This is a genomic window from Eubacterium sp. An11 (genome assembly GCF_002161065.1).
Classification (GTDB): Bacteria; Bacillota; Clostridia; order Lachnospirales; family Lachnospiraceae; genus Anaerobutyricum; species Anaerobutyricum faecale.
In genome coordinates, this window is sequence record NZ_NFLV01000001.1 from 331,390 (window position 1) to 354,688 (window position 23,299).

Below are 23,299 nucleotides of genomic sequence, written 5' to 3' on the forward strand. Positions count from 1 at the left end.
CCTATATCATCTTTAATTTTTACAGACTCAAAGCAACGTCAATCACCTGTCTCAACATCTTCTGCCTCAGCTCTTTTGTCATCCCCCACTCCCAGGTTTCGTCAGCTTCACTGACAGGATGCCTGTCAGATACCATAGAGACGGATGCGACATGTAATTCCAGATACTTTCCAACACTGTACAAAGCAGATGTCTCCATGTCTACACCAACACAGCCTTTCTGGCGCCATAATGCTTCTTTATAGAAAGTCTGCCTGTATATAGCGTCCATCGAAACAATGGGCGCAGTTTTGTGATTCGGAATATAGTCCGCCAATTGCTGAAACAATGCCGTATCCGGCTCACTGTACTCAATGGACTCATAATAATGCAGCGAAGTTCCCTCTTCCACATAAGCACGATTCGGTATAATGACATCACCCACATGGATGTCTCTGGCAAATCCACCCATCAGTCCCACGGAAACTACATTTCGGACGCCCAATGCGCGCAGAATTTCCAGAGTATCCGCTGCCATGGGCGCGCCGCGCCCTCCATCCAAAAGACAAATGTCCTTTTCTCCCTGTATCCTCCAGACCGGGCAGGCATTTAAAAATCTGGGAAAACGTTTTGTAATCAGCTCTATCTTATATTGTTCTCTGATATAATCCAAACCACTCATATAAAGAAGAACCGCCGTTTCCGGCAACTGAAAATCTTCTCTTCTTCCATGGGCAGATTGTATCTGCTTCTCTCCGGTTAGAACCGGTTTCGTTGTATCTTCTCTATGACGCCACATATCATAGCTCCTTATCCATTCTCATTTTTCATTGCCCAACAATCTGTCTTGCAAATGTCCTGGCTCGTTCTTCTTTATCATCGCTGGCAAATGTAGTTTTGTAACCCAGGTGCCGTTCCGCCAGCATTCCTTCGTAACTAAGTTGTGAGTGTTTACAATATCTCCGGATACTTTCTTCAAAAAGATCCGCTCCTTTTTCCGGGCGATATCCGCAAGTGGCTATGATTGCCATTTTTTTGCCATTCCAGAGTGATTGTATTACCGTGTTTACGCGGGCTCCCCATCAAAATTAAAACTTTCACTTGTCTCCCCCTCTTTTTCTTCTCTGTATATATTTCATCTTCCAGCTTTTTTACTTTCTTTTCATAAAACCTTTCTTTCAGGATTATTATAGTTCTTTCTTAAAATAAATCACATCCTCCATGGGATTGTCATAATAAGGCTCACATTCCTGGAATCCGGCCTCCCGGTAGAGGTGGATGGCCGCCTGGAGCGGTTCAATGGTATCGAGTACCATCTCTTTATAGCCGGCACGGCTGGCGTGCTCGACTATCTCCCGGACGAGTGTTCTTCCCAGATGGGCTTCCCGGCATTCCGGCCTGACGTAAAGGCGCTTCATCTCGCAGCGGTCGGCGGAATGTCTGTGATACGCCACCATGCCGACGACCATATCTCCGTCAAATGCCACCAGCAGCTCGCCTTCCGGCGCGGTATATTTTTTCGCCGGGTCCGCCAGCTCTTCCTCCAGATTCTGGAAGGTTAGGTCCCGGCCCAGACGCTTTGTGTATTCTTCAATCAGCCCTTTGATCTGATCAATGTACGGTTTTCCATCTACGATTTTCATTATGATTCCTGCTTCCCTGTCATTCTGATTTCTGCTCCTTTGCTGCCAGTTCATGCAGGGTATCCCCCGCAATACGGTACACTGTCCAGTCGCTCATGGGTTCTGCCCCCAACGACAGATAAAAATCAATACTCGACTGGTTCCAGTCCAGACACCACCATTCCAGACGGCCGCATCCCCTCTCCACTGCGATGGCTGCCAGTTTTTTAAGAATTTCTTTTCCGTATCCTCTGCCCCGGTATTCTGGCAACACATACAAATCTTCCAGATAGATACCTGCTCTTCCAAGAAATGTGGAAAAGTTATGAAAAAACAGGGCAAAACCGATTTCTTTTTCACCAAGCATGGCAAAAATCACCTCTGCTTTTTGTTTATCAAAGAGCCACTCTTCCAGAATCTCCGGAGTAGCGACGACTTCCTGCTCCAGTTTCTCATACCGAGCCAGTTCCAATATAAAAAGTAAAATCAATTGGGTATCTTTTCTTTCCGCATAGCGAAATGTAAGATTTTCTGCCATAAAATCCTCCGTTTTCTAGTGTACTGTATCATAGTTCTGTATTTTCTGCCGCAGTATGATCATATCCACCAGCTGTTTCCCGTCTTCATAAATGGGGTGATCATAATTATCAATAAAAAAATTTTTGATCACATGGGATCTGCGGAAACCGCATTTTTCATAAAATGGTATGGTCAGAGGACTGTCTCCGGTGCCCACCTGAAGAATGGGAAAGGAATCCCTGTACATTTCCTTTATAAAATGCAGCATCGCCCTGCCGTATCCTTTTCTCTGGCTTTTGGGTTCCACTGCCAGATTTTTAATTTCCAGTACGCCTTCGCCCTCGTCTGTGACAACGCAGACCGCCTTCACATTTTCTGTTCTATCTTCCTCATCTCTGGCAACGCCGGCAGCCTTCACATTCCCTGTTCTATCTTCCTCATCCCTGGCAGCATCGGAAGCTTTTTCATCTTCATCTTCCAGCACATAAAGTGTCCCTCTGTCCAGATATCTGTCGATCATACTTTCCTGTTCGTCCGCCAGTAAAAGAAGAGGAAGATATTTCCTTTTATCTTCCTCAATTAAATAAAACTTCATCCTGTTTATTCTCTTTTCTCCGCTTTGTCGGTGGAATCTGCAGATTCCCCGTGATCGTCCGTGTCTTCTCCAAGATTCTCCGGAAGGTATATATGCACACTCTCCACACGATTCTTATCCAGCTTCTCCACCACCAGACGGATACCGTCCTCCGTGCAAACCTCGTCGCCCAGCTCCGGCAGTCTGTTCAGATGCTCGATCAGAAAACCTCCCAACGAATCATAATCTTCGGAATCCAGGTTGGTATGAAGATCGTCATTGACATCGTCAAGGCTGGTGGAACCTTCGATGATATACTCCCTTTCTCCAACCTGACGCACGCGCTCGTCTTCCTGCTCGTCATACTCATCATGAATCTCCCCTACAATCTCCTCGAGGATATCCTCAAGCGTGATAAGACCGGCCATATCGCCATACTCGTCCAGAACAATGGCAATATTAAATGTAGATTCGCGCATCTCCACCAGCAGCTCGGAAATACTTTTATATTCATAGGTAAAATGCGGTTTCCGCATGATATCTCTGATCTGGAAATTCTCATTGCGGTCATAGAGAAGCAGATCCTTCATATTGATGATACCGACAATGTTATCCTGGCTGCCCTCGTAAACCGGAAGGCGGGTAAACTTGTCCTCCCGAAAGATCTCGATCAGTTCCTCGTATGTATTATTGACTTCCGCAAATGTAACATGAACCATGGGAACCATGATATCCTTCGCCTTGGCGTCGCCCAGGTCGAACACATTGTAGATCATTTCCTTTTCTTCCGTCTCAATAACGCCGTCCTCATGGCTCACATCCACGATCGTCCGAAGCTCATCCTCTGTCATGGTCTTGTTCACCGCCGTCGGGTCCACGCGCAGCAAAAACATGATTGCTCTGCAAAAAAGATTAAGAATAAAAATCACGGGAGTCATTACTGTCATAAAAGCCCGGATGATCACAATATACCGAAGCGCGATCTTTTCGGCATTGATCGTGGCATAATTCTTTGGCGTAACCTCACCGAATACAAGAATCGCAAGGGTAAGCACCGCGGTAGCGATACTCACCATATAGCTGCCAAACACATACGCCAGCGATGCAGAGATGGCGGATGCAGAAAGATTCACGATATTATTGCCGATAAGAATAGCACTTAACATTTTCGACGTATGGTTCTCCGTTGTGTCAAGAACGAGAGCTGCTCTTTTGTTCCCCGCCTCTGCGAGAGAACGAAGACGAATCTTGCTCACAGACATAAGCGCTGTCTCATTGGATGAGAAAAATGCAGAAAGCATCAAAAGAATTACAAGTACGATAAATTGAAAACTGTCACTGATATCCACAGTTTTGTGTTCACTCCTTTAATTCATGTGCATCTGTTTCGGAAAACGATGCCTCTTTTCTGATAAGATTATGCTGAAAGACAGCATAAAAAATAACATAGATACGAAAACAGTATACTATTTTTTGACATGCAATGCAATAGTTTTCATTTTTTCCCAAACATAGTCATCAATTTATATTTTTCTCACACCATATCTCAGAAATTTCGTATTTCTACTGTACATCCCAGATTTTACGCACAAACAGACCTTCCGCTGCCGCCAGTTTTTCAAGCAGAAAAAGCAGCGTTTCATCCGGGTTATATACACTCAATATCACATCATCTTCGTTTAAGATGATCATTGCCTCTCCGTCATTTAAAAGTATATTTATAAAATCTTTCTTTCCGGACACACATTTCCGAATCCAGGTCTGCAGATTTTTCGGAGAAGGATTTTTCGTACAGGTTCCTTTAAATTTGATCTCTATATCATAATAACAGTAGAGTTTCAGGATGATTCTCTCAAATTTGCGGCAGATCTTTTTCGCCTCGCCGCTCTCGTGCCAGAAGTTCTCTATTTCCAGAAACTGTCCCCTGCTCTTTTTGGAAACCTTTTCCGGAAGAGGATCAACGACATACACTGTTTTTTTAATAAGTTTTTCTATCATTTTATCGATTTTCATATCTGCTCTCCTTCTGTTATTGTTTTATTATTATTTCCATTGAAAGTTTTTCATACCTGCGCCGATCTCAAAATGATATTTTACGATACCCAGATCAATCTTGGAATACACACCGCCGGTGGACCTCACAGATACGGTACTGCCGTCCCTGGCGAACGCAAACTTCTGCTGATTCATGGCTGTCGGAGCCAGAAGGGCACACTCCAGCCCTGTTTTGTACCACTTTGGCATTTCCATCTCGTTTTTACAGATTTCGCTGATCTTCTTTACTTTATGGAACTCTCCCTGGGTCTCGCCGTACCCGAGGGCCAGCACGCACACCAGTTTCTCTCCTCTCTTTATCTCACATTTTTTCCTGACGGCGCCCTTTCCGAAGGTCAGCGCCACCCAGCAGGTGTTAAGGCCCAGTATCTGCGCCTGCAGGACAATTTTCTCGCCGTAATAACCGATTTTCTCGTCCAGATCGGCAGTTTTCGGACCAATGAGGGCAATGTAATTTCGCACGTTACGAAACTTTCCGTAATGGGCAAGCAATGTATGGAAGGCGTCGGCATCATCGGTGACCAGCTGCATATGCAGCCCTCCTTCATTGTTGCAGGCATTGATAGCCGCCGTCAGTTCCTGCCAGATATCCTCCGGAATCTTTTTGGTAATATAACTTCTCACAGAATGTCTTTTCTTTATAGCTTCTAATATTGTCATTTTTATGATTCCTCCTTTATACAGCATAATTGCATTTGCCGAAAAAATCAACTCCAGGGCAGAACAAAACCGCCCAGAAAACTTTATTTATCAAGAAATCCGCCATATCCCGCAGAAATGAGCGGAATTTCCTATATAATCTAAAAAAAGGGCTGCTGTAAAACTGTCTGTCTCAGAAAACACCATATATCTCTCAGTGGGCATACACGGTGGCAGTACAGAACGATCGTCTTGCAGCAACCCTTATCAGTTATATTTTAGTTTTGATTATTTAAAACGAGACGTACACCGAAACTCTTCCGCCTACTCTTCTTCCCAGTTATGATACACAGCCTGCACGTCGTCATCCTCGTCCAGGAGGTCAAGAATACGGTTTAAGTTCTTGATATCGTCTTCGCTGGTCAGTTTCACGTAGTTATCCGGAATCATGGTCACTTCCGCAGAAGCCATCGGAACATTTTCTTTCTCAAGAGCTTCACGCACTTCACCGAAGGAATCCGGATCGGTGGTGATCTCATAGCTGTCTTCCTCTTCCACGAAATCCTCTGCTCCTGCATCGAGTGCCAGCATCATGAACTCATCCGGGTCTGTCTCATAATCCTCTTTGGACACGATGATCTGCCCCTTCTTCTGGAACATGAAAGACACACAGCCGCTGGTTCCGATATTGCCTTTCCCTTTGGAGAAAGCAGCACGAACGTTGGCCGCGGTACGGTTCTTGTTATCGGTCAGGGTCTCCACGATGATGGCGATACCGCTCGGACCGTAACCTTCGTAGGTATTCTGTACGTAATTGACAGATTCCGCGTCACCGGCTGCCTTCTTGATACCACGCTCGATGGTGTCGTTTGGCATGTTGTTGGCTTTTGCCTTGGCGATAACATCACGAAGCTTACTGTTGTTGGCCGGGTCCGGTCCTCCCTCTTTTACCGCTACGGCAATCTCACGGCCGATGACGGTAAAAATCTTACCCTTAGCCGCATCGTTTTTCTCTTTTTTATGCTTAATGTTTGCAAATTTGGAATGTCCAGACATCTTTTATCTCCTCGCTTCTATATAGTATTCTTTGCTTTTTCCGCACCCTTCCCGCTTTCCGTGGAAATCCGGAAAGGTGTCCATTCTCTGCCTTTTCCTCTCATCCGCTGCCTGTATGTACGCACTCCCGGGAAAATGGCATACTTTTAAAGTGTATCACCGTTTTACGCCAGCGTCAAGCATTTGCCCGGATGAATTCCGGAAGATATCCCTGTCTATTTTTCAAGAATTCCGGAGGCCTTGATACTGGCGATGGCTTCCCGGATCTCCTCCGGCGGCAGCACCAGTGCAAAACGGACATGTCCTTCCCCGAGACTTCCGAAACTGCTGCCCGGTGTACAGATGACGCCGGTACGCTCCATTAACTCCATCACGAAGGCGTTGGAATCTGTGTAGCCTTCCGGCAGCGGTCCCCAGGCAAACATAGTTCCCTCACTGTCCGGAATATTCCAGCCGATCTCGCGGAGGCCTCCGCACAGAGCGTCCCTACGCTCCTGATATTTCCGGCACTGCTCTTTGATGACGGCGTCATCGGTGGAGAGGGCTGCGATGGCTCCCATCTGCACCGGCAGGAAGATACCGTAATCAATCTGGGAACGGAACCTTTTAAAAAGTGCGATCACATCCGGATTGCCGATGACAAAGGACATTCTCGCCCCGGTATAGTTGTAGCTTTTAGACAGCGAATAAAACTCCACGCCCACTTCTTTTGCTCCCGGGAAGGAGAGGAAGGATTTTCCCTCTCTGCCGTCATAAATGATATCCGAATAGGCGTTGTCATGGATGATCAGAATCTGATTTTCTCTGGCAAATGTGATCAGTTCCTCATAGAAAGAATCCGGTGCAGTCTTGCAGATCGGATTGGCCGGATAAGATACCACCATGACCTTAGCCGCCTTCTTCACTTCGTCCGGAATCGCTGCCAGATCCGGCAGCCAGCCGTTTTCCTCCGTCAGAGGGTACAGCCACTGGCTGGCCTCTGCCACAAAGGCTCCCGTATTAAAAATCGGATAGCCCGGGTTGGGCAGAAGTACCACATCCCCCGGATTGATCAGCGGCAGGAAAATATGCGTCATCCCCTCCTGGGAACCGTAGACGGACATGATCTCATTTTTCTCAATATCTGTATGGTAACGATCTTTATATCTGCGGATCACCGCCTCCAGAAGCTCGTCCCGGTCACTTAAGGCATACCGGTAATTTTCCGGATGCAGACAGGCTTCCGCCACCGTCTTCATGATGTGTTCCTCCGTCTCAAAATCCGGCGTTCCCACAGAAAAATTATAAATTTTTCGTCCCTGTTTCTCCAGTTCTTTTTTCTTATCATCAAGAATGTTGAAGATTCCTGCCTCAAAATTCTTCATTTTGTCGGCTGCCTCAATAATCATATGTATTTCCTCTCTTCCTGTTTCTCCAATTGTGTATCATAGGATTTCCCCTATGTAACCAGCTCCAGACTGATTTTCAACGCCCGGTCCACCCGGCGCAGCGTTTTCATATCCAGATGACAGACTTTCTCCTTCAGCCGCTGTTTGTCAATGGTCCGAATCTGCTCCAGAAGAATGACCGAATCCTTGCTGATATCACACTCTGCCGCGGAAAGTTCCACATGAGTCGGAAGCTTTGCCTTATTCATACGGCTGGTGATGGCCGCGCAGATTACCGTCGGGCTGTGGCGGTTTCCGGCGTCATTCTGAATGATGAGCACGGGCCGCACGCCTCCCTGCTCGGACCCGACCACCGGCCGGAGATCTGCATAATAGATATCGCCTCTTTTTATCATCAATTTCACTCACTCCATTTTACATTTTTTCAACTCGTATTTTCTGCATCGTTCCGAAAACATTTATCATATGGAAATCATTTTCCGATAAATCCTTCACGTATGCTAATTGAAGTATTTCCCAAAAATGTCGTGAGTATTCTGTTTCCGTAAGTATTCTTTTCGATGAATACTCTGTTTTCTCAGAGATTCTCCATGCAATAAGACGCTCTGCTCTGCAGGTGTATGCGGCACCGTATCTGCCTGTTACCGGATCACATCATTCAGATGCCGGACCAGATCCCCGGCCATAAGTCCGTAGCATCCCTTTTCTTTGGCCGCCTGATCTCCCGCAAGGCCATGGCAGTATGCACCCAGCCGGGCGGCCTCCAGAGCCGTCAGCCCGCCTGCCAGCAGACCGCAGATGATACCTGTAAGCACATCGCCGCTTCCTCCGGTAGCCATGCCATGATTACCGCTCATATTAATATATGTGGGAAGGCTGCCGTCAGACACAACAGTTCTGGCGTCCTTGAGCACAAAAATGTGCGCCGCGTCCGCCTCTTCTTTTGCCGTCTCCATGAGGGAAACCTGAATATCGGCCACCTTCTTTCCGGTGAGCCGTTCCATTTCTTTCAGATGCGGCGTCAAAATCATCGGCGCTTTGTAGGAATCATACAGCTCCGTAATGGTTCGCGGCTCATCTTCAGCTGAAGCCGCAGCCATTTTTGATTCCTCCCGCCTAAGTTCTGCGTCAGATCCCATCTCTTCTTTTTTCAATGCCGCCAGCGTATTAAGACCATCGGCGTCAATGACCAGTGGACAATGTCCTCTGTCAAGCACCATGGACAGCAGCTTTCCGGTAAAAGCATTCTGCCCAAGGCCCGGACCGATACCCACCACACTGGCCCAGTCGAGGGCTTCCGGCAGCTTTAAAAGGGCTTCTTCTTCTGATCTGTAGGTGGTCATAATGGCCTCCGGCACCCGGCTCTGCAGGATTTCCCTGTTGTCTTCACAGGTAAAAATCCGCACCAAACCGCTTCCTGTACGGTAAGCCGCCGACGCCGACAGACAGGCCGCCCCAGCCATATTTTTAGCACCCACGATGAGGAGCACCTTTCCGTAAGAACCCTTATTGGACCATGGCTTTCTCTTTGGAAGACGGCACAGATCTTCCTTTGTATAGACTATTGTCCCCGGCCGGACAGCTTCCACCGCCTTTTTGGGAAATCCAATGTCTTTTACCACCACTTCTCCCGCCAGAGAAGCCCCCGGATAGAGAACCAGTCCAATCTTTGACAGACCAAAGGTGATGGTCAGATCTGCCTGAAAACCATAGCCCAATATCTTTCCACTGGATGCATCCACTCCGGAAGGGATATCGACAGCAATCTTAAAACCGTTCCTGCGGTTCACCTCCTCGAGTACTTCCCGCTGCACGCCTGCCACATCACGTTTTAATCCCACGCCGAACACGGCGTCCACCCAGATATCACTGTCTGTCTTTGGCAGCCCATCAGAAAAACGGACGCCCAGATTCTCAAGAATCTTTCTCTGGGTCTGATAGGACTCCGAAGCGTGGCGGACGCCTCCGATCTCATAGAAGGACACTTCATACCCCCGGGCAAGAAGAAGTCTTCCCAGAGCCAGTCCGTCCCCTCCGTTATTTCCCCGCTCCGCGATGATGGTCACGGAGACGGGAGACGGGAACCGGCGGATAATTTCTTCCTCCATGGCAAGAGCCGCCTTTTCCATAAGAACAATCCCCGGTATCCCTACGGTCTCAATACTGTACCCATCAATGCGCTGCATCTCATCTCCCGAACCAATATATTGCATACTTTCCCTCCTCACTGCCGTTTTCTTTCACACCGCCGTTTCTTCCGGCGCTTTCAGATACCGGCCGGTAAACGCACCATGTCACTTCCCGTAAACGTAACTATTCAGCCATACACTCCGGATTCGCAACTATCGTTGTTTTTTGCACTGGATCGCGCATGGCTGAATCGTTACCTGTAAATAAAAAGAAAGATGAAAAACCTCAGTCCTCCATCTTTCTGCCTGCTAGTCATTTATGCTATGAATACGATAGGAAAGTGTCATAATACTTTCTGACAAATGTACATTTTCGACGATGACATCCTCCGGCAGATTCAAATCCACCGGTGCGAAGTTCCAAAACGCCTTCACTCCCAGCTCGACCAGTTCTCTGGCAATCTTCGGAGCTTTATTCCTCGGAAGAGTCAGAGCGGCGATTCGTACTTCATGCTTCGAGAGAAAATCTTCCAGCATATCAATATCATACACTTCCACGCCGCGCACAGTCATTCCCACCAGGCGAGGATTCACATCAAAAAGACCGATAATCTTAAAACTGTTCTCTTCAAACTCCTGATTGTTAGCCAGAGCCTGTCCCAAATTACCGGCCCCTAGAATAATTACATTATTCGTTTTGTCAAGGCCAAGTATTTTTCCCATCTCGTTATAGAGAAATTCTACATTATATCCATACCCCTGCTGGCCAAATCCTCCAAAGTTATTCAGGTCCTGACGAATCTGCGAAGCAGTCACATTCATCTTCTGGCTCAGCTCTTTTGAGGAAATACGGACAACATCATTTTTTAACAAATCGCCCAGATAACGATAGTACCTTGGCAACCTTTTTATAACAGCAGGCGAAATCACTTTCTCATTGGCGGATTTCGTCTTTACTTTTTTGGCTTCCATATAATCCTTCCTTTGACAAAACTTTCGCATTCTATTTATTACACAGCAAGTCAATTATACCCAGATTTTATTGGTTTGTCAAATACGTTTTTCCTCTTTCCTTCTTATTTCTTTCATGATAAAATAGCCAATGTTTGGTTTTCACTTTCTTTCCCATATAATAAGGAAGTATTGTATCTTTTTTTGATTCTGTGAAAGATAAATATTTCACATTTTTTATAGAAAATGTATGACATATACGGAGGTTTTTTTAATGATTTTAGCATGTCAAAAGATAACGAAAGCCTTTGGCGGCGACACTGTCCTGAATGATATAAACTTTCTCATAAACGAGGGGGAAAAGGCCGCGCTCATCGGCATCAACGGAGCCGGCAAAACCACCCTCCTAAAAATCATCACCGGAGAATATGAGGCCGACAGCGGCGAAGTGGTACTGCAAAAGGGAGCCAGCATGGGATATCTCTCTCAGGTCATCGATGTGACCTCCCACCGCACCATCTACGAGGAAATGCTTGACGCCAAAAAAGAGATCATCAACATGGAACAGAAAATACATGCGCTGGAACAGGACATCAGCCGTCTGTCCGGCGAGGAACTGGAAAAGACCATGGAAAATTATTCCCGGCTCACAGACCGGTTTGAGAAAGCCAACGGATACGCCTGGAAAAGTGAGATCGTGGGCGTCCTGAAAGGTCTCGGCTTCACCGAATCAGAGTTTGACACTCCCATTCACACGCTGTCCGGCGGACAGAAAACCCGGGTGGCATTAAGCCGGATTCTGCTGACACAGCCGGATATCATTCTTCTGGATGAGCCCACCAACCACCTGGATATGGAAGCCATCCGGTGGCTGGAAACCTTCCTCTCCAATTACCGCGGAGCCGTGCTCATCGTATCCCATGACCGTTATTTTCTGGACCGGGTGGTCTCCAAGGTCATTGAGATCGAGGGTGGAAACAGCCAGACCTTTTTGGGCAATTACAGCCAGTACGCGGAGAAAAAGAAAGCGCAGCGGGACGCACAGATGAAGCTTTATCTGAACCAGCAGCAGGAGATCAAACACCAGGAGGAAGTCATCACAAAGCTCCGTTCCTTCAACCGGGAGAAATCCATCCGCCGGGCGGAAAGCCGGGAAAAAATGCTTGATAAAATCGAACGGGTCGAAAAACCGGTGGTGTTAAACAGCCGAATGCGGATTTCCCTGGAGCCGGAGGTTATCAGCGGAAATGATGTTCTCACCATTGAAAATCTTTCCAAATCTTTTGAGAACAAACCGCTCTTCCGCAACCTGAATCTCTCCATCCAAAGGGGAGAAGTGGTCGGACTTCTGGGCGCCAACGGCACCGGAAAGACCACGCTCCTGAAAATCATCAACCGCCATCTGCGTCCTGACAGTGGAAAAATCCACTACGGCGCCAAGGTATCCATCGGATACTATGATCAGGAACAGCATGTGTTAAATGATGAGAAAACTATTTTTGACGAAATCTCCGACGCATATCCGAAACTGACCAACACCCGCATCCGCAATGTACTGGCAGCCTTCCTGTTCACAGGAGACCGGGTGTTCCAGAAAATCGGCACTTTAAGCGGCGGCGAGAAGGGACGGGTATCCCTGGCCAAGCTGATGCTCTCCAACGCCAATTTTCTCATCCTCGATGAGCCCACCAACCACCTGGACATCCAGTCCAGAGAAATCCTGGAGGACGCCATCAACGATTATGAAGGAACCGTTTTCTATGTCTCCCACGACCGGTACTTTATCAATCAGACAGCCACCCGGATTCTCGATCTGTCACCGGAGGGCATCGTTAATTATAAAGGCAATTATACTTACTATCTGGAACAAAAAGAAGCCGGCAATATCGCCGCGGACAGCGAATCTGTCGCTGACATAAAAGTAGCAGAAGAAACACCCGTATCCTCCACCTCTTCCAAAGAAGACTGGAAACGTTCCCGGGAAGAAGCTGCCAGACAGAGGAAACGTGCCAATGAACTGAAAAAGACTGAAGCCGAGATCAGCCGGCTGGAAGAAGAAAATGAAAAGATCAAAAATGAAATGAACGATCCGGAGATATCCAGCAACGTAAGCCGGCTCATGGAACTTTCCACTCAATACGAGCAGAACGAAGCGGCTCTGCTGGAACTTTACGATAAATGGGAGGAACTCTCTGAAGAATAATAAGATTTGTCGATTGGAATCTATAGATTTTGAAATCATTCGGGTATGGACATAGAGACGGGATTTGCAGCTTTGTATATATCATAGAAAAACGTAGTCAGGGAAGCTACCTGTGTGGCTGGCTCTGCAGATTCATGCCAGACAGATACGACCGTAAATTTTGGTATCAGCTATTCGTCTGTAGCCATAACCTGCTGTTTTGTCAACGTAGCATAGGATTTTTGTAAAGGTGAAACAAAGGTTTCTCAACAGGCAAATGACGTTTTGGACACATACGGCTTTCGACCGCGAGCTGTGAGGGAGGACTGACATAGTCATTTTACAAGGATATCTCTGGTCAGTCCGACTGAGGGTCGAGCCGGGCGAATCCGTATGTGTCCTTACGTCATTGTCTGTCTGAGCAGATAGCTGTTACCACCTTTACAAATCCTTACTTTTTCACTTCCACCTTCTGTCCCAATTTACTCTCCGTGCCGGACAGCAGACGCTTAATGTTGGCCCGGTGACGGTAGATGGCAAATCCCGCATAGAGAAGAATCATCACAAACAGCTCCCAGCGTCCCGGGTAGAAGAAAAGAATCTCCACGATCAGTGCCGCGGATAACAGCGTGGACGCCAGAGAGACGTATCTTGTAATGGCTACGACCACCACAAAAATAACCAGGCAGCAAAGACCCATTCTCCAGTCAAAACCCATCATCACTGCCGCAGAAGTAGCGATTCCTTTTCCGCCTTTAAAATGCAGGAAGAATGGGAAATCATGACCGAGAACCACAGCAAAACCAAGAACCAGCTGCAGAAGTTCAGAATTCAGTCCCGGAATTGCCGGTCCGATCACCAGCTTCACAATGAGCACAGGGATCATACCTTTTAATGCGTCTCCGAGAAAGGTGATCAGCGCACGGCTTTTGCCAAGGGTACGAAGGACGTTGGTCGTCCCCGCATTACCGCTGCCATACTGACGGATATCCAGTCCGCAGAGTCTTCCCACAAAATATCCGGTCTGAATACATCCCAGAAAATAACCCACGATTATCGCTGCTACGAAGTAACCTATATACCCTGCCATCATTTCTCCTTTCTTTCCCGGTAGATAAACTTAAGCGGTGTTCCTCGGAAACCAAATGTGGTACGAATCTGATTCTCGATGTATCTTGTATAAGAAAAATGGGTCAGATTCTTGTCATTGATAAACATTACAAAGGTCGGCGGCTTCACAGAAACCTGCGTAATATAGTAGATGCGAAGTCTCTTTCCTTTATCGGAAGGCGGCTGTTTCATGGCCATGGCCTCCGTCAGAATCTCATTTAACACGCCGGTCTGCACCCGAAGCGCACAGTTGGCAATCACTGCGTCAATGAGATCAAAGAGCTTCGGCAGACGCTGCCCGGTCTTTGCCGAGAGGAAGATCAGTTCCGCATACGGCATGTAGGAAAGCTTCTCCCAGATCTTTTCCGTGAACTCTTTCATGGTATGATTATCTTTCTCAATGAGGTCCCACTTATTGACGGCGATGATCATCCCCTTGCCTCTCTCGTGGGCAATCCCGGCGATCTTGGCATCCTGTTCGGTAATGCCTTCCTCCGCGTCGATGATGAGCACTGCCACATCGCATCGCTCCACGGCAGTGACCGTACGGATAATGCTGTACCGCTCCAGTTCCTCTTTTACCTTGCTCTTTCTGCGCAGCCCCGCTGTATCAATGAACACATATTCCTGTCCATTTCTCGTCACAGTAGTATCGATGGCATCTCTGGTAGTACCGGCGATCGGTGAGACGATCACTCTCTCCTCTCCCAGAAGCCGGTTGATGATGGAAGACTTGCCGGCATTCGGCTTGCCAATGACCGCGATCTTCGGCCGCTCATCTTCTTCTTCCTCCTGGGAAGCATCCGGAAAATGCTTTACCACTTCGTCAAGCATATCTCCAAGACCCAGCTTGCCGGCCGCAGAAATCGGAATCGGATCTCCGAGACCCAGATTATAAAACTCATAAACGTCCGGCATAAACTTCTCAAAACTGTCTACCTTATTGACAACCAGGAGAACCGGTCGTCCGGATCTTCTTAACATATCTGCCACCTTGAAATCCGCATCCACCAGACCCTGGCGTACATCGGTCAGAAAAAGAATCACATCGGCGGTCATGATGGCCGTCTCCGCCTGTTCCCGCATCCGGGAGAGAATGATATCTTTGGATTCCGGCTCAATTCCTCCCGTATCAATCAGGGTAAATGGATAATTCAGCCAGGAGACATCGGCATAAATCCGGTCTCTGGTTACTCCGGGGGTATCTTCTACGATGGAAATTCTGCTTCCCGCCAGCGCATTGAATAATGTGGACTTGCCCACATTAGGGCGACCCACCACTGCTACAACTGGTTTACTCATGTTTTACCTCCATTTTCTCTATCGCTGTCTTTGACTGTCCGCCGGGAACATATCCCGCTCCCGGCCACACGGCCCAAACAGCCTGCTTACTTACTGATTATTTTATTTACAAAATCTTGTCCTTCTGATTGTATAATATTCACCGGCACTTGTAAAGATTCGGAAAGGGCAGAAAGACTCATATCGTCAAGAAAAATGTCTTCATCCGCCTTCAGCACATTGCAGGGCAGCAAAAGTTCGTCGCCCAGCTCCCTGCCTTTGAGCTGTCTCTCGATATCCTGTCCGGTGAGAAGACCCGATACTGTGATCTGTTCTCCAAAAAATGTATTCTCGATACAGTACACGTGAATATGCATCCGGGGATATTTCGCCGTCACCTGCTCCGCCAGCTTCCTGATGGTAGGAAATGCCAGCTTTGCCGTGGCGATGGAGACAGATTTCTCCCTGTCATCCCCGGTCAGTTCTGACAGCCGTTCCTCCACCTCTGAAATGAGCAGGCGCATCATGCCGACACCATTTTCCAGCTGACCGAATCCCTCATAATAATCCACCGGAGGAAACTCCTCCCCGGCCAGTATGAACCATTCATCGCTGGCATGGACAAACGAAGTTCCCCTGGTCTCCAGGAAATGTTTCTGCCAGCCCTGAATCTGGGAAAGCACCTTTTTCGCATCTTCCTTCGTAAACGCTTCCAGTTTCGGAAGATCATCCCGGTACTTCGTCAGTCCCACCGGCACCACAGAAAGGCTCTCCATGCACGGAAGGAAATCTCCCAGTTCCCGGATGGTCCGGTCCAGTTCTTCTCCGTCGTTGATCCCTTTACACAGCACCACCTGGCTGTTCATGGGGATGCCTGCATCCGAAAAACGACGGATTTTTTCCATCACATCTCCGGCAAACCGGTTGTGGAGCATCCGGCAGCGAAGCTCCGGGTTTGTGGTGTGAACAGAAATATTAATGGGAGCCAGGTGATAGCGGATCACCCGGTCTATGTCTTTTTCCTTCATATTAGTGAGGGTGATATAATTGCCCTGCAGAAATGACAGCCTGGAATCGTCATCTTTAAAATAAAGGGTCTCCCGCATTCCGGGAGGCATCTGATCGATAAAACAGAACATACATTTATTACAGCAGGAATTATAATCATCCATCAAAAAAGACTCAAACACAAGTCCCAGATCTTCATCCTCTTCCTTCTCGATCTCCAGGGTACACTCCTCACCGTCTTTTGTGAGAACCTCCACCCGCAAAAACTCTTCTTCTATATAATATTGATAATCAAAAAAATCTTCTATCTCATGACCGTTGACAGCCCCGATCCGGTCGCCCGGTTCCAGCCCGCATTCTTCCGCAATGCTTCCCGGCTCCACTCCGGTGATGAGATGCCACTGTTTTTCCATAGTCTTTCTCCCTGCGTTTAAAACGGCAGAACCCGGTCGTATATCCAACGTCTGTGTCCGTCATCACGGAAACCAGTTCTGCCAATCTTTTATTCTTCCTCATCCAGGCACATGAAACATCCCATATTTCCCCGCCTGCCATGGCTGGCTCTGTGAGAAAAGAGCTTGTCATGGTTGCAGCAGGTACATAAATCTGTGATATCCAGATGTTCCGGAAGGATCCCTGCCTCGGTGAGAATAATCCGGTTGGCCTCCCACAGATCCAGCTGATATTTTCCGCCGCCTTTTTCATCAAAGATCTCCGGAAATTGTTCCGGCAAAAAAGTCTTCCGGAATGCCTGCGCCACATCCTCACTGACCTCATAACATTTCCGGCAGATGGATGGCCCGATGGCGGCAATGATATTTTCCGCCCGGCTTCCATACTCCTCTTCCATGAAATGTATCATTTTAGCACCAATACGGGCGGCAGTGCCTCTCCATCCGGAATGTGCCATGGCTGCAACTCTTTTTTCCGGATCAAAAAATAACAGCGGCACACAATCCGCATAGGATGTATACATGGGAACTCTCGCCTCATCGGTGGCAAGGCCGTCAATTCCCGGCACTGTCTCCCGGAGGATTCCCTCGCCCCGGTCTGCAGCCGTCACCTTTCGCAATCTGGTCTCATGTACCTGTGAGGAAAATACCAGATCTTCCGCATGAAATCCGATGGCATCCGCAATCCGGCGGAAATTCTCCCGGACATTCTCATCCCCGTCTCCCCGGGTAAAGGAGAGGTTCATCGTGCCAAGATTTCCTTCACTGACACCGCCCATACGAGTGGAAAAACCATGACGCACCCCGGCCTTTACCAATTTGGGAAAAGTCAGATACACCACGCCGTCTTTTTCATTGACAATGGTCGAATGATTATTATTTGCATAAATCCAGTCCATGTTCTGCTCCTTATCCTTTTTCTGCCACATTTTCTGCCTGATTCCAGCCTGCTCACATTTCCTGATATTCAAAGGCATTTTTTATCCAGTGACAGCGATAAGCGCTGTCTACCTCCACCACATCAAACCGCACCGGCACATAATCATCCAGCCGGTGCTTCATGCGGAAATAGTCAAATACCCGGCAGATCTTCCGCTGCTTCCGCCAGTCCACCGCCTCGCAGGGACTTCCCTGCCGACGATTTTTTCTCATTTTTACTTCCACAATGAGCAGGGTACCGCCTTCTCTGCCGATAAGATCAATCTCTCCCTGCCGGCAGGTATAATTCCGGTACAGAATCTGTACTCCCTGCTCTGCCAGAAAAGATGCCGCCGCGGTCTCTCCAGCCCGTCCCCGTTCTTTTCTGTTCTCCATTCTGCTCCTTTTTTATCCGGATCTCTATCCTTATGATTCTGTGATGCATTTCACATCTTTCCGGAATACATTTCCTTATTATGTATACATTCTACAATATTGATTTTAAAAAACTCCGCCGGTGAAGCGGACACGGTCCCAGCCGGTGAAGAGCCTCTATGTGTTCTTTGGAACCGTAGCCTTTGTTGGAAGCGAATCCGTATCCCGGATACATACTGTCGTACTCTTCCATCATTTTATCCCGGTATACTTTCGCCACAATGCTGGCCGCGCCGATGGAGATACTTCTGGCATCTCCCTTGACAATAGCCACCTGGGGAATGTCCACCTCCGGGATGGTCACCGCGTCATTTAAAAGAAGGGATGGCGTCACGGACAGAGAAGCGACAGCCTTTCTCATGGCCTCATAGGTCGCCTGCAGGATATTTATCTCGTCAATCCGTTCCTGGGTGGACAGTCCAATGCCAATGGCAAGGGCCTGCGCATGAATCTCCCGGGAAAGCTCTTCCCGCTTTTTAGCGGAAAGTTTTTTGGAATCGTTGATATACATGATCCGGCAGTCCTTCGGCAAAATGACCGCTCCGGCCACTACCGGGCCGGCAAGAGGGCCACGTCCCACCTCATCGACGCCGCAGATATAAGTATAATCACTGTATTTTTTCTCAAAAGAACAAAGCTCCTCAATCCGGAGCAGCTCCGCCTCATATTTTTTTAAGCGATTTTCCTGGGTTTTTAAGAAATCCTGTACGCCTTTTCTGGCATCTCCCCGGTACAGCTCCATATGCTCCGGAATCTCTTCCGGTGAAAGGGCTTTAAACTCTTCTCTTATCTCACGGATACTTTTTACTGCCATACTCTCCCTCTTCTTATATCTTACGCTTTTATTTATTCTCTTTTATGCTTTTTTCGTTTGCTGATTTCCCTTTATGCTTTCGTTTGCCGATTTCCAGCGCACTGTATCATTCGTTCTGGCTATCCTAATCTACCGGTCCGAATTTGGACAGCGGCCAGATACGGATCCACACTTTTCCGATGATCTCCGAACGGTGCACCGGCCCCACAGCCTCATACCGGCTGTCATAACTTACCGGCCGGTTATCTCCCAGACAGAAATATTCATCTTCGCCCAGAGTAAGCGGTTCCGCGGCGATTCCCGGCTCCTCAATATAGTCCGTGATACCGTAGACATCATCAGTCAGCTCCTCGCCGTTGATGTAAACCTTTCCGTCTATGATCTGAACGGTCTCTCCCGGCAGACCGATCACCCGCTTAATGTAATACGGATGTTCGCCGCCCTCTTCCGGGCCTGGGAAGATCACGATATCAAACCGTTTGGGATCTGTAAAATGATAGGACAGCTTGTCCATGATCAGATTCTCCTGATTAGCAAGGGTTGGGTCCATGGAATGTCCATTGACCACTGTCCTCTGGCCCACAAAACGCAGCACCAGAAAGACAACCAGACAGATCACCGCCACATAGGCGATGGTACCGATAATTTCTCTCATGACACTTTTCTTTTTTCCCTCTGCAGGATCATGTTTCTTTCTTGTGTCGGAACCTTCGTGCTGTTTACTTTCTTCCATTTTCTATTCCTCCTATCAGACGGTCTCCGCGGACTTCTCCGGACGCTCCAGGGAAATCTGTCCCAGACGCAGCGAACGGTAATCATCCAAAACAAGAAGGCCTGCCTTTTCCACGTCCACCTGATTTCCTTTCATGAGGCATCCGCGGATCTCGGCAATTTTCTCAAGAATCTGTACCGGTTCTGCTTCTTCTTCCACGCCGTAACGCTCCCGGATCACTCCCGGATACTGTTCTTTCAGAAAACCAAGCAGTTCCACTGCCAGCTCCGTGGTGTTTAACACCTCTTCTTTGATGGATCCGATCCATGCCAGGCGCAGACCCACTTCCTGGTCCTCAAACTTCGGCCACAGGATTCCCGGAGTGTCTAACAGTTCCACATTTTTATTAATTTTAATCCATTGTTTTCCCTTTGTCACGCCCGGCTTATTTCCGGTTTTGGCGCAGGCCTTTCCCGCAAAGGAATTGATAAAGGTGGATTTGCCCACATTGGGAATCCCCGCCACCATGGCGCGGACGGGACGGTTGAGAATTCCTCTCTTTCTGTCCCTCTCCTTTTTCTCACGGCAGGCTTCCTCGATAAGCTTTTTCACTTCCTTGATCCCGGTTCCTTTCTGGGAATTGACCTTCGCCACGAAAAATCCTTTTTCTTTATAATAGGCTTCCCACTCTTTTGTCACCTGGGCATCCGCCATGTCCGCTTTGTTCAAAATAATCAGCCGTGATTTATTTCTCGCCAGCTCATCAATATCCGGGTTTTTACTGCTGTAAGGCACGCGGGCATCCACCAGCTCCACCATCAGATCAATGAGCTTAATATTTTCCTGCATCATCCGCCGGGCTTTTGTCATATGTCCCGGATACCATTGAAAGTGCATATTATCCTCCATTATATATCTGACCGAACCGACGCGCGGCGTCTGCCCGGACCATTTTTCAGATTATTGGCCGCTGCCAATTCTCCCTGCTATTTTACCGACAAATTGTGTCCTTTTTATATTTCCGATATTTGCCACCCGGGAATCCTCGCTGTTATTGCAGTTATCTCCCATGACAAAATATTCGTCGTCTCCCAGTTCTATTTCGTAGGCGGCCAGTCCCGCAGACAGGATCTGCTCATTAAAGGAATAATCCAGAGCCTCTCCGTCAATGAGAATCTCCCCTCCTGCAATCTGCACGGTCTCCCCCGGAAGACCGATGACTCTCTTTACCGTATAATGAACCGCCGTTCCATTTTCAATTTCCAAAAGCACCGGATCATACCGCTTCGGGTCCCCGATCCGATAGCTGAGCTTGTTGACTAACAGAACATCATCGTCATAATAAGTGGGCTGCATGGATTCCCCGTGAACAGTCACCGTTTGAAAACAAAACTGTATGATCACAAAGGCCAGCAGAATCGCCACGGCGATCTCCCCCACCCACAGACCAATCCGGCGGATCATTCTGTCTCTTCGTTCTTTATATCGATAGTTTTTTACAGCCATAACAAAATCTCCATATGGTAAAACAGGGCAAGTATAAATACTCGCCCCTGTCTCATCCTCTGATACTATTTAACTAACTCTTTAACCTTAGCCTTCTTACCAATTCTGTCACGTAAGTAGTACAGTTTTGCTCTTCTTACTTTACCTTTTCTTATCACTTCAATCTTTGTAACGATTGGAGAGTGTACAGGCCAGGTCTTCTCAACACCGATGCCGTTGGAGAACTTTCTTACAGTAAAAGTCTCTTTTGCTCCGCCGTTCTGTCTTTTAATTACAGTACCTTCGAATACCTGAATTCTTTCACGGCTTCCCTCAACTACCTTTGCGGAAACACGTACAGTGTCGCCGACACGGAAGCTTTCTACTTCTGGTTTTAACTGTGCATCTTCAATGCTTTTGATAATGTCTTTCATGTGTGACCTCCTATATAATCTTGGTGTTCTTAATACCTTTCGTAACAGCGGACCACCTTTTTTCACAACTATAAGATAATAGCATGAATCCACCTATCATGCAAGAGTTTTTTGAGTTTTCATTTTACATTTTCAGATACCGGGGAATGATTCCAGCCCAGGCTCTGCAGATATTCCAGATCCTTTGAAGTGAGAACAGCGGTCTCCAGCAGATCCGGACGTCTTTCCAGCGTCCGTTTCAATGACTGTTCTCTTCTCCACCGGTCAATATTTTCATGATGACCGGACAGCAGTACATCCGGCACCCGCTTCCCGTGATATTCCACCGGCCGGGTATAATGAGGGTGCTCCAGCAAATTATCATGGAACGATTCAAACTCTGCCGAATCTTCATTGTTTAAGACTCCCGGTACCAGCCGGGAAATGGCGTCCATCATCACCAGGGCCGGCAGTTCCCCTCCGGTAAGCACATAATCACCGATGGACACATAGTCTGTCACGATTTCTTCCAGAATCCGCTCATCCACGCCCTCATAATGGCCGCAAAGGAAAATCAGCTCGTCCTCTCTGGCAAACTCTTCTGCCATACTCTGTCTGAATACGCTGCCCTGGGGCGTCACATAGATCACTCTTGGTTTCTTTTGCATATCTTTTGTGATATCCGCATAGGCCAGTCCAATGGGTTCCGGCTGCATGACCATGCCGGCGCCTCCACCGTACGGATAATCATCCACATGTTTATGTTTATCTTTGGAATACTCCCGGATATCCACCGCGTTAAGCGCAAGCAGGCCGTTTTTCATGGCTCTTCCGGTGACGCTGGTGCCAAATCCCTGCCGGATCATCTCCGGAAACAATGTGAGAACATGAAACTTCATCAGTCCGCCAGTCCTTTCAGCAAATGTACCAATATAATTCCCTCGTTCATGTCCACATCGAGAATGCATTCCTTGATGGCAGGAAGCAGAATACGTCCGCCGTCCTCGGTGAGCACTTCGTAGACGTCGTTGGCACCTGTGGAAATGACATTTTCCAGCTTTCCGACGGTGACACCGCTGTCATCCACAATGGTAAGGCCCAGAAGATCTGCCACAAAATATTCGTCTTCTTCCAGTTCCACCGCATTCTCTCTGGTCACCAGCAGAGGACACCGTTTATATTTTTCCACTTCATTGATATCGTCAAGCCCCTCAAACTTGACAAAAACAAATTTTTTAAAAAATTTGCAGTATTCCACTTTTAATTCCAGAAGCTCGCTCCCCGTATCCAGCAGGACGTCCTCCAGATCCAGAAACCGCTCTTTGTCATCTGTCGTCGGGAAAACCTTGACTTCTCCCTTCAGTCCGTGAGTTCCGGTAATAATTCCCACCTGTAATAAATCTTCCATTTATATACTCCTGAATATACTACTTCTTATCTGTCTTTCTATCGCCTGTTTTTACATGATTTATCTTTATGCTGTCTGCCTTTTATTTTCTGTTTTTACGAAAAAACTGCTACCTGCCGGACAGGTAACAGTTTCATGCCAATGATTCATAACCGGGATTCTCCCCTCC

The 23,299-nt window shown here is 47.7% G+C and carries 25 protein-coding genes and 1 pseudogene; 1 reads left to right on the plus strand and 25 read right to left on the minus strand.

The genetic code is table 11. The features are described 5' to 3' along the window. Nucleotides 1–19 precede the first annotated feature (19 nt). The 13 genes and pseudogenes from B5E53_RS01405 to B5E53_RS01465 all read right to left on the minus strand — a co-directional run bounded on the left by B5E53_RS01405 (nt 20) and on the right by B5E53_RS01465 (nt 10,933). Nucleotides 20–778: a nucleoside phosphorylase gene (locus tag B5E53_RS01405; RefSeq protein ID WP_087312018.1), complete on the minus strand. Its 759-nt coding sequence runs from the start codon at nt 776–778 to the stop codon at nt 20–22. A gap of 28 nt (nt 779–806) precedes the next feature. After that, nucleotides 807–1,031: pseudogene (locus B5E53_RS01410) on the minus strand (flavodoxin family protein); the annotation flags it as partial. Nucleotides 1,032–1,166: 135 nt separating this feature from the next. Continuing rightward, nucleotides 1,167–1,622 carry a GNAT family N-acetyltransferase gene (locus tag B5E53_RS01415; protein ID WP_087312020.1) on the minus strand — a complete coding sequence of 152 codons (456 nt, stop codon included), beginning with the start codon at nt 1,620–1,622 and terminating at the stop codon, nt 1,167–1,169. 19 nt (nt 1,623–1,641) lie between these two features. Next, the gene (locus tag B5E53_RS01420) at nt 1,642–2,139 is read right to left on the minus strand and encodes a GNAT family N-acetyltransferase (RefSeq protein ID WP_087312022.1); all 498 of its coding nucleotides are present in this window, start codon (nt 2,137–2,139) and stop codon (nt 1,642–1,644) included. A gap of 15 nt (nt 2,140–2,154) precedes the next feature. After that, nucleotides 2,155–2,715: a GNAT family N-acetyltransferase gene (locus B5E53_RS01425; protein WP_087312024.1), complete on the minus strand. Its 561-nt coding sequence runs from the start codon at nt 2,713–2,715 to the stop codon at nt 2,155–2,157. Nucleotides 2,716–2,720: 5 nt separating this feature from the next. Then, on the minus strand, nt 2,721–4,043 hold the full coding sequence (locus tag B5E53_RS01430) for a hemolysin family protein (RefSeq protein ID WP_087312026.1): 1,323 nt from the start codon (nt 4,041–4,043) through the stop codon (nt 2,721–2,723). 214 nt (nt 4,044–4,257) lie between these two features. Further along, nucleotides 4,258–4,707 carry a hypothetical protein gene (locus tag B5E53_RS01435; RefSeq protein ID WP_087312028.1) on the minus strand — a complete coding sequence of 150 codons (450 nt, stop codon included), beginning with the start codon at nt 4,705–4,707 and terminating at the stop codon, nt 4,258–4,260. 30 nt (nt 4,708–4,737) lie between these two features. Continuing rightward, nucleotides 4,738–5,409, minus strand: a complete 672-nt coding sequence (locus tag B5E53_RS01440; RefSeq protein ID WP_087312030.1) for a nitroreductase family protein — start codon at nt 5,407–5,409, stop codon at nt 4,738–4,740. A gap of 303 nt (nt 5,410–5,712) precedes the next feature. After that, nucleotides 5,713–6,444 carry a YebC/PmpR family DNA-binding transcriptional regulator gene (locus B5E53_RS01445; protein WP_087312032.1) on the minus strand — a complete coding sequence of 244 codons (732 nt, stop codon included), beginning with the start codon at nt 6,442–6,444 and terminating at the stop codon, nt 5,713–5,715. A gap of 215 nt (nt 6,445–6,659) precedes the next feature. Next, complete coding sequence (locus B5E53_RS01450; protein ID WP_087312034.1) at nt 6,660–7,832, minus strand: aminotransferase class I/II-fold pyridoxal phosphate-dependent enzyme; 1,173 nt, start codon at nt 7,830–7,832, stop codon at nt 6,660–6,662. Nucleotides 7,833–7,882: 50 nt separating this feature from the next. Then, a complete protein-coding gene (locus B5E53_RS01455; protein WP_087312036.1) occupies nt 7,883–8,230 on the minus strand; it encodes a type II toxin-antitoxin system PemK/MazF family toxin in 348 nt (115 codons plus the stop codon). Nucleotides 8,231–8,473: 243 nt separating this feature from the next. Further along, entirely contained in the window at nt 8,474–10,045 is a 1,572-nt protein-coding gene (locus B5E53_RS01460) for an NAD(P)H-hydrate dehydratase (RefSeq protein WP_087312038.1), read from the minus strand. Between the two features lie 225 nt (nt 10,046–10,270). Then, nucleotides 10,271–10,933: a redox-sensing transcriptional repressor Rex gene (locus tag B5E53_RS01465; protein WP_087312040.1), complete on the minus strand. Its 663-nt coding sequence runs from the start codon at nt 10,931–10,933 to the stop codon at nt 10,271–10,273. A gap of 253 nt (nt 10,934–11,186) precedes the next feature. Here B5E53_RS01465 and B5E53_RS01470 point away from each other — a divergent pair, with 253 nt between their 5' ends. Further along, entirely contained in the window at nt 11,187–13,115 is a 1,929-nt protein-coding gene (locus B5E53_RS01470; RefSeq protein WP_087312042.1) for an ABC-F family ATP-binding cassette domain-containing protein, read from the plus strand. A 430-nt stretch (nt 13,116–13,545) separates the two neighbouring features. On the opposite strand, the gene plsY is transcribed toward B5E53_RS01470, so the two are convergent. The 12 genes from plsY to rimM form a co-directional block, all read right to left on the minus strand. Beyond that, complete coding sequence (gene plsY, locus B5E53_RS01475; protein ID WP_242963469.1) at nt 13,546–14,187, minus strand: glycerol-3-phosphate 1-O-acyltransferase PlsY; 642 nt, start codon at nt 14,185–14,187, stop codon at nt 13,546–13,548. Continuing rightward, the gene (der, locus tag B5E53_RS01480) at nt 14,184–15,506 is read right to left on the minus strand and encodes a ribosome biogenesis GTPase Der (RefSeq protein ID WP_087312046.1); all 1,323 of its coding nucleotides are present in this window, start codon (nt 15,504–15,506) and stop codon (nt 14,184–14,186) included. Before der ends, plsY begins: the two co-directional genes overlap by 4 nt. 86 nt (nt 15,507–15,592) lie before the next feature. Further along, nucleotides 15,593–16,906, minus strand: coding sequence for a DUF512 domain-containing protein (locus tag B5E53_RS01485; RefSeq protein WP_087312048.1), 1,314 nt, complete (start codon nt 16,904–16,906; stop codon nt 15,593–15,595). Between the two features lie 89 nt (nt 16,907–16,995). Beyond that, nucleotides 16,996–17,874, minus strand: a complete 879-nt coding sequence (gene pgeF, locus B5E53_RS01490) for a peptidoglycan editing factor PgeF (protein ID WP_343215570.1) — start codon at nt 17,872–17,874, stop codon at nt 16,996–16,998. A gap of 22 nt (nt 17,875–17,896) precedes the next feature. Next, complete coding sequence (locus tag B5E53_RS01495; RefSeq protein WP_087312050.1) at nt 17,897–18,259, minus strand: YraN family protein; 363 nt, start codon at nt 18,257–18,259, stop codon at nt 17,897–17,899. Between the two features lie 91 nt (nt 18,260–18,350). Continuing rightward, on the minus strand, nt 18,351–19,112 hold the full coding sequence (locus B5E53_RS01500; protein ID WP_087312052.1) for a ribonuclease HII: 762 nt from the start codon (nt 19,110–19,112) through the stop codon (nt 18,351–18,353). Between the two features lie 124 nt (nt 19,113–19,236). After that, nucleotides 19,237–19,845 (minus strand): signal peptidase I, encoded by a 609-nt coding sequence (gene lepB, locus B5E53_RS01505; protein WP_087312054.1) that lies wholly within the window; start codon nt 19,843–19,845, stop codon nt 19,237–19,239. A gap of 15 nt (nt 19,846–19,860) precedes the next feature. Further along, a complete protein-coding gene (ylqF, locus tag B5E53_RS01510; protein ID WP_087312056.1) occupies nt 19,861–20,721 on the minus strand; it encodes a ribosome biogenesis GTPase YlqF in 861 nt (286 codons plus the stop codon). A gap of 63 nt (nt 20,722–20,784) precedes the next feature. Continuing rightward, nucleotides 20,785–21,330: a signal peptidase I gene (lepB, locus tag B5E53_RS01515; protein WP_242963470.1), complete on the minus strand. Its 546-nt coding sequence runs from the start codon at nt 21,328–21,330 to the stop codon at nt 20,785–20,787. Nucleotides 21,331–21,395: 65 nt separating this feature from the next. Continuing rightward, complete coding sequence (rplS, locus tag B5E53_RS01520) at nt 21,396–21,743, minus strand: 50S ribosomal protein L19 (protein ID WP_087312058.1); 348 nt, start codon at nt 21,741–21,743, stop codon at nt 21,396–21,398. Between the two features lie 119 nt (nt 21,744–21,862). After that, nucleotides 21,863–22,621: a tRNA (guanosine(37)-N1)-methyltransferase TrmD gene (gene trmD / locus B5E53_RS01525; protein WP_087312060.1), complete on the minus strand. Its 759-nt coding sequence runs from the start codon at nt 22,619–22,621 to the stop codon at nt 21,863–21,865. Next, complete coding sequence (gene rimM, locus B5E53_RS01530; protein WP_087312062.1) at nt 22,621–23,130, minus strand: ribosome maturation factor RimM; 510 nt, start codon at nt 23,128–23,130, stop codon at nt 22,621–22,623. The genes trmD and rimM overlap by 1 nt, the downstream gene beginning before the upstream one ends. Between the last annotated feature and the right edge of the window lie 169 nt (nt 23,131–23,299).

What these genes read in the sequence shown, in the direction of transcription:
- B5E53_RS01405 (WP_087312018.1), bottom strand. Translation starts at nt 778, where the DNA reads ATGTGGCGTCATAGAGAAGATACAACGAAACCGGTTCTAACCGGAGAG.
- B5E53_RS01415 (WP_087312020.1), bottom strand. Translation starts at nt 1,622, where the DNA reads ATGAAAATCGTAGATGGAAAACCGTACATTGATCAGATCAAAGGGCTG.
- B5E53_RS01420 (WP_087312022.1), bottom strand. Translation starts at nt 2,139, where the DNA reads ATGGCAGAAAATCTTACATTTCGCTATGCGGAAAGAAAAGATACCCAA.
- B5E53_RS01425 (WP_087312024.1), bottom strand. Translation starts at nt 2,715, where the DNA reads ATGAAGTTTTATTTAATTGAGGAAGATAAAAGGAAATATCTTCCTCTT.
- B5E53_RS01435 (WP_087312028.1), bottom strand. Translation starts at nt 4,707, where the DNA reads ATGAAAATCGATAAAATGATAGAAAAACTTATTAAAAAAACAGTGTAT.
- B5E53_RS01440 (WP_087312030.1), bottom strand. Translation starts at nt 5,409, where the DNA reads ATGACAATATTAGAAGCTATAAAGAAAAGACATTCTGTGAGAAGTTAT.
- B5E53_RS01445 (WP_087312032.1), bottom strand. Translation starts at nt 6,444, where the DNA reads ATGTCTGGACATTCCAAATTTGCAAACATTAAGCATAAAAAAGAGAAA.
- B5E53_RS01450 (WP_087312034.1), bottom strand. Translation starts at nt 7,832, where the DNA reads ATGATTATTGAGGCAGCCGACAAAATGAAGAATTTTGAGGCAGGAATC.
- B5E53_RS01460 (WP_087312038.1), bottom strand. Translation starts at nt 10,045, where the DNA reads ATGCAATATATTGGTTCGGGAGATGAGATGCAGCGCATTGATGGGTAC.
- B5E53_RS01465 (WP_087312040.1), bottom strand. Translation starts at nt 10,933, where the DNA reads ATGGAAGCCAAAAAAGTAAAGACGAAATCCGCCAATGAGAAAGTGATT.
- B5E53_RS01470 (WP_087312042.1), top strand. Translation starts at nt 11,187, where the DNA reads ATGATTTTAGCATGTCAAAAGATAACGAAAGCCTTTGGCGGCGACACT.
- plsY (WP_242963469.1), bottom strand. Translation starts at nt 14,187, where the DNA reads ATGATGGCAGGGTATATAGGTTACTTCGTAGCAGCGATAATCGTGGGT.
- der (WP_087312046.1), bottom strand. Translation starts at nt 15,506, where the DNA reads ATGAGTAAACCAGTTGTAGCAGTGGTGGGTCGCCCTAATGTGGGCAAG.
- B5E53_RS01485 (WP_087312048.1), bottom strand. Translation starts at nt 16,906, where the DNA reads ATGGAAAAACAGTGGCATCTCATCACCGGAGTGGAGCCGGGAAGCATT.
- pgeF (WP_343215570.1), bottom strand. Translation starts at nt 17,874, where the DNA reads ATGTGGCAGAAAAAGGATAAGGAGCAGAACATGGACTGGATTTATGCA.
- B5E53_RS01495 (WP_087312050.1), bottom strand. Translation starts at nt 18,259, where the DNA reads ATGGAGAACAGAAAAGAACGGGGACGGGCTGGAGAGACCGCGGCGGCA.
- B5E53_RS01500 (WP_087312052.1), bottom strand. Translation starts at nt 19,112, where the DNA reads ATGGCAGTAAAAAGTATCCGTGAGATAAGAGAAGAGTTTAAAGCCCTT.
- lepB (WP_087312054.1), bottom strand. Translation starts at nt 19,845, where the DNA reads ATGGAAGAAAGTAAACAGCACGAAGGTTCCGACACAAGAAAGAAACAT.
- ylqF (WP_087312056.1), bottom strand. Translation starts at nt 20,721, where the DNA reads ATGCACTTTCAATGGTATCCGGGACATATGACAAAAGCCCGGCGGATG.
- lepB (WP_242963470.1), bottom strand. Translation starts at nt 21,330, where the DNA reads ATGGCTGTAAAAAACTATCGATATAAAGAACGAAGAGACAGAATGATC.
- rplS (WP_087312058.1), bottom strand. Translation starts at nt 21,743, where the DNA reads ATGAAAGACATTATCAAAAGCATTGAAGATGCACAGTTAAAACCAGAA.
- trmD (WP_087312060.1), bottom strand. Translation starts at nt 22,621, where the DNA reads ATGAAGTTTCATGTTCTCACATTGTTTCCGGAGATGATCCGGCAGGGA.
- rimM (WP_087312062.1), bottom strand. Translation starts at nt 23,130, where the DNA reads ATGGAAGATTTATTACAGGTGGGAATTATTACCGGAACTCACGGACTG.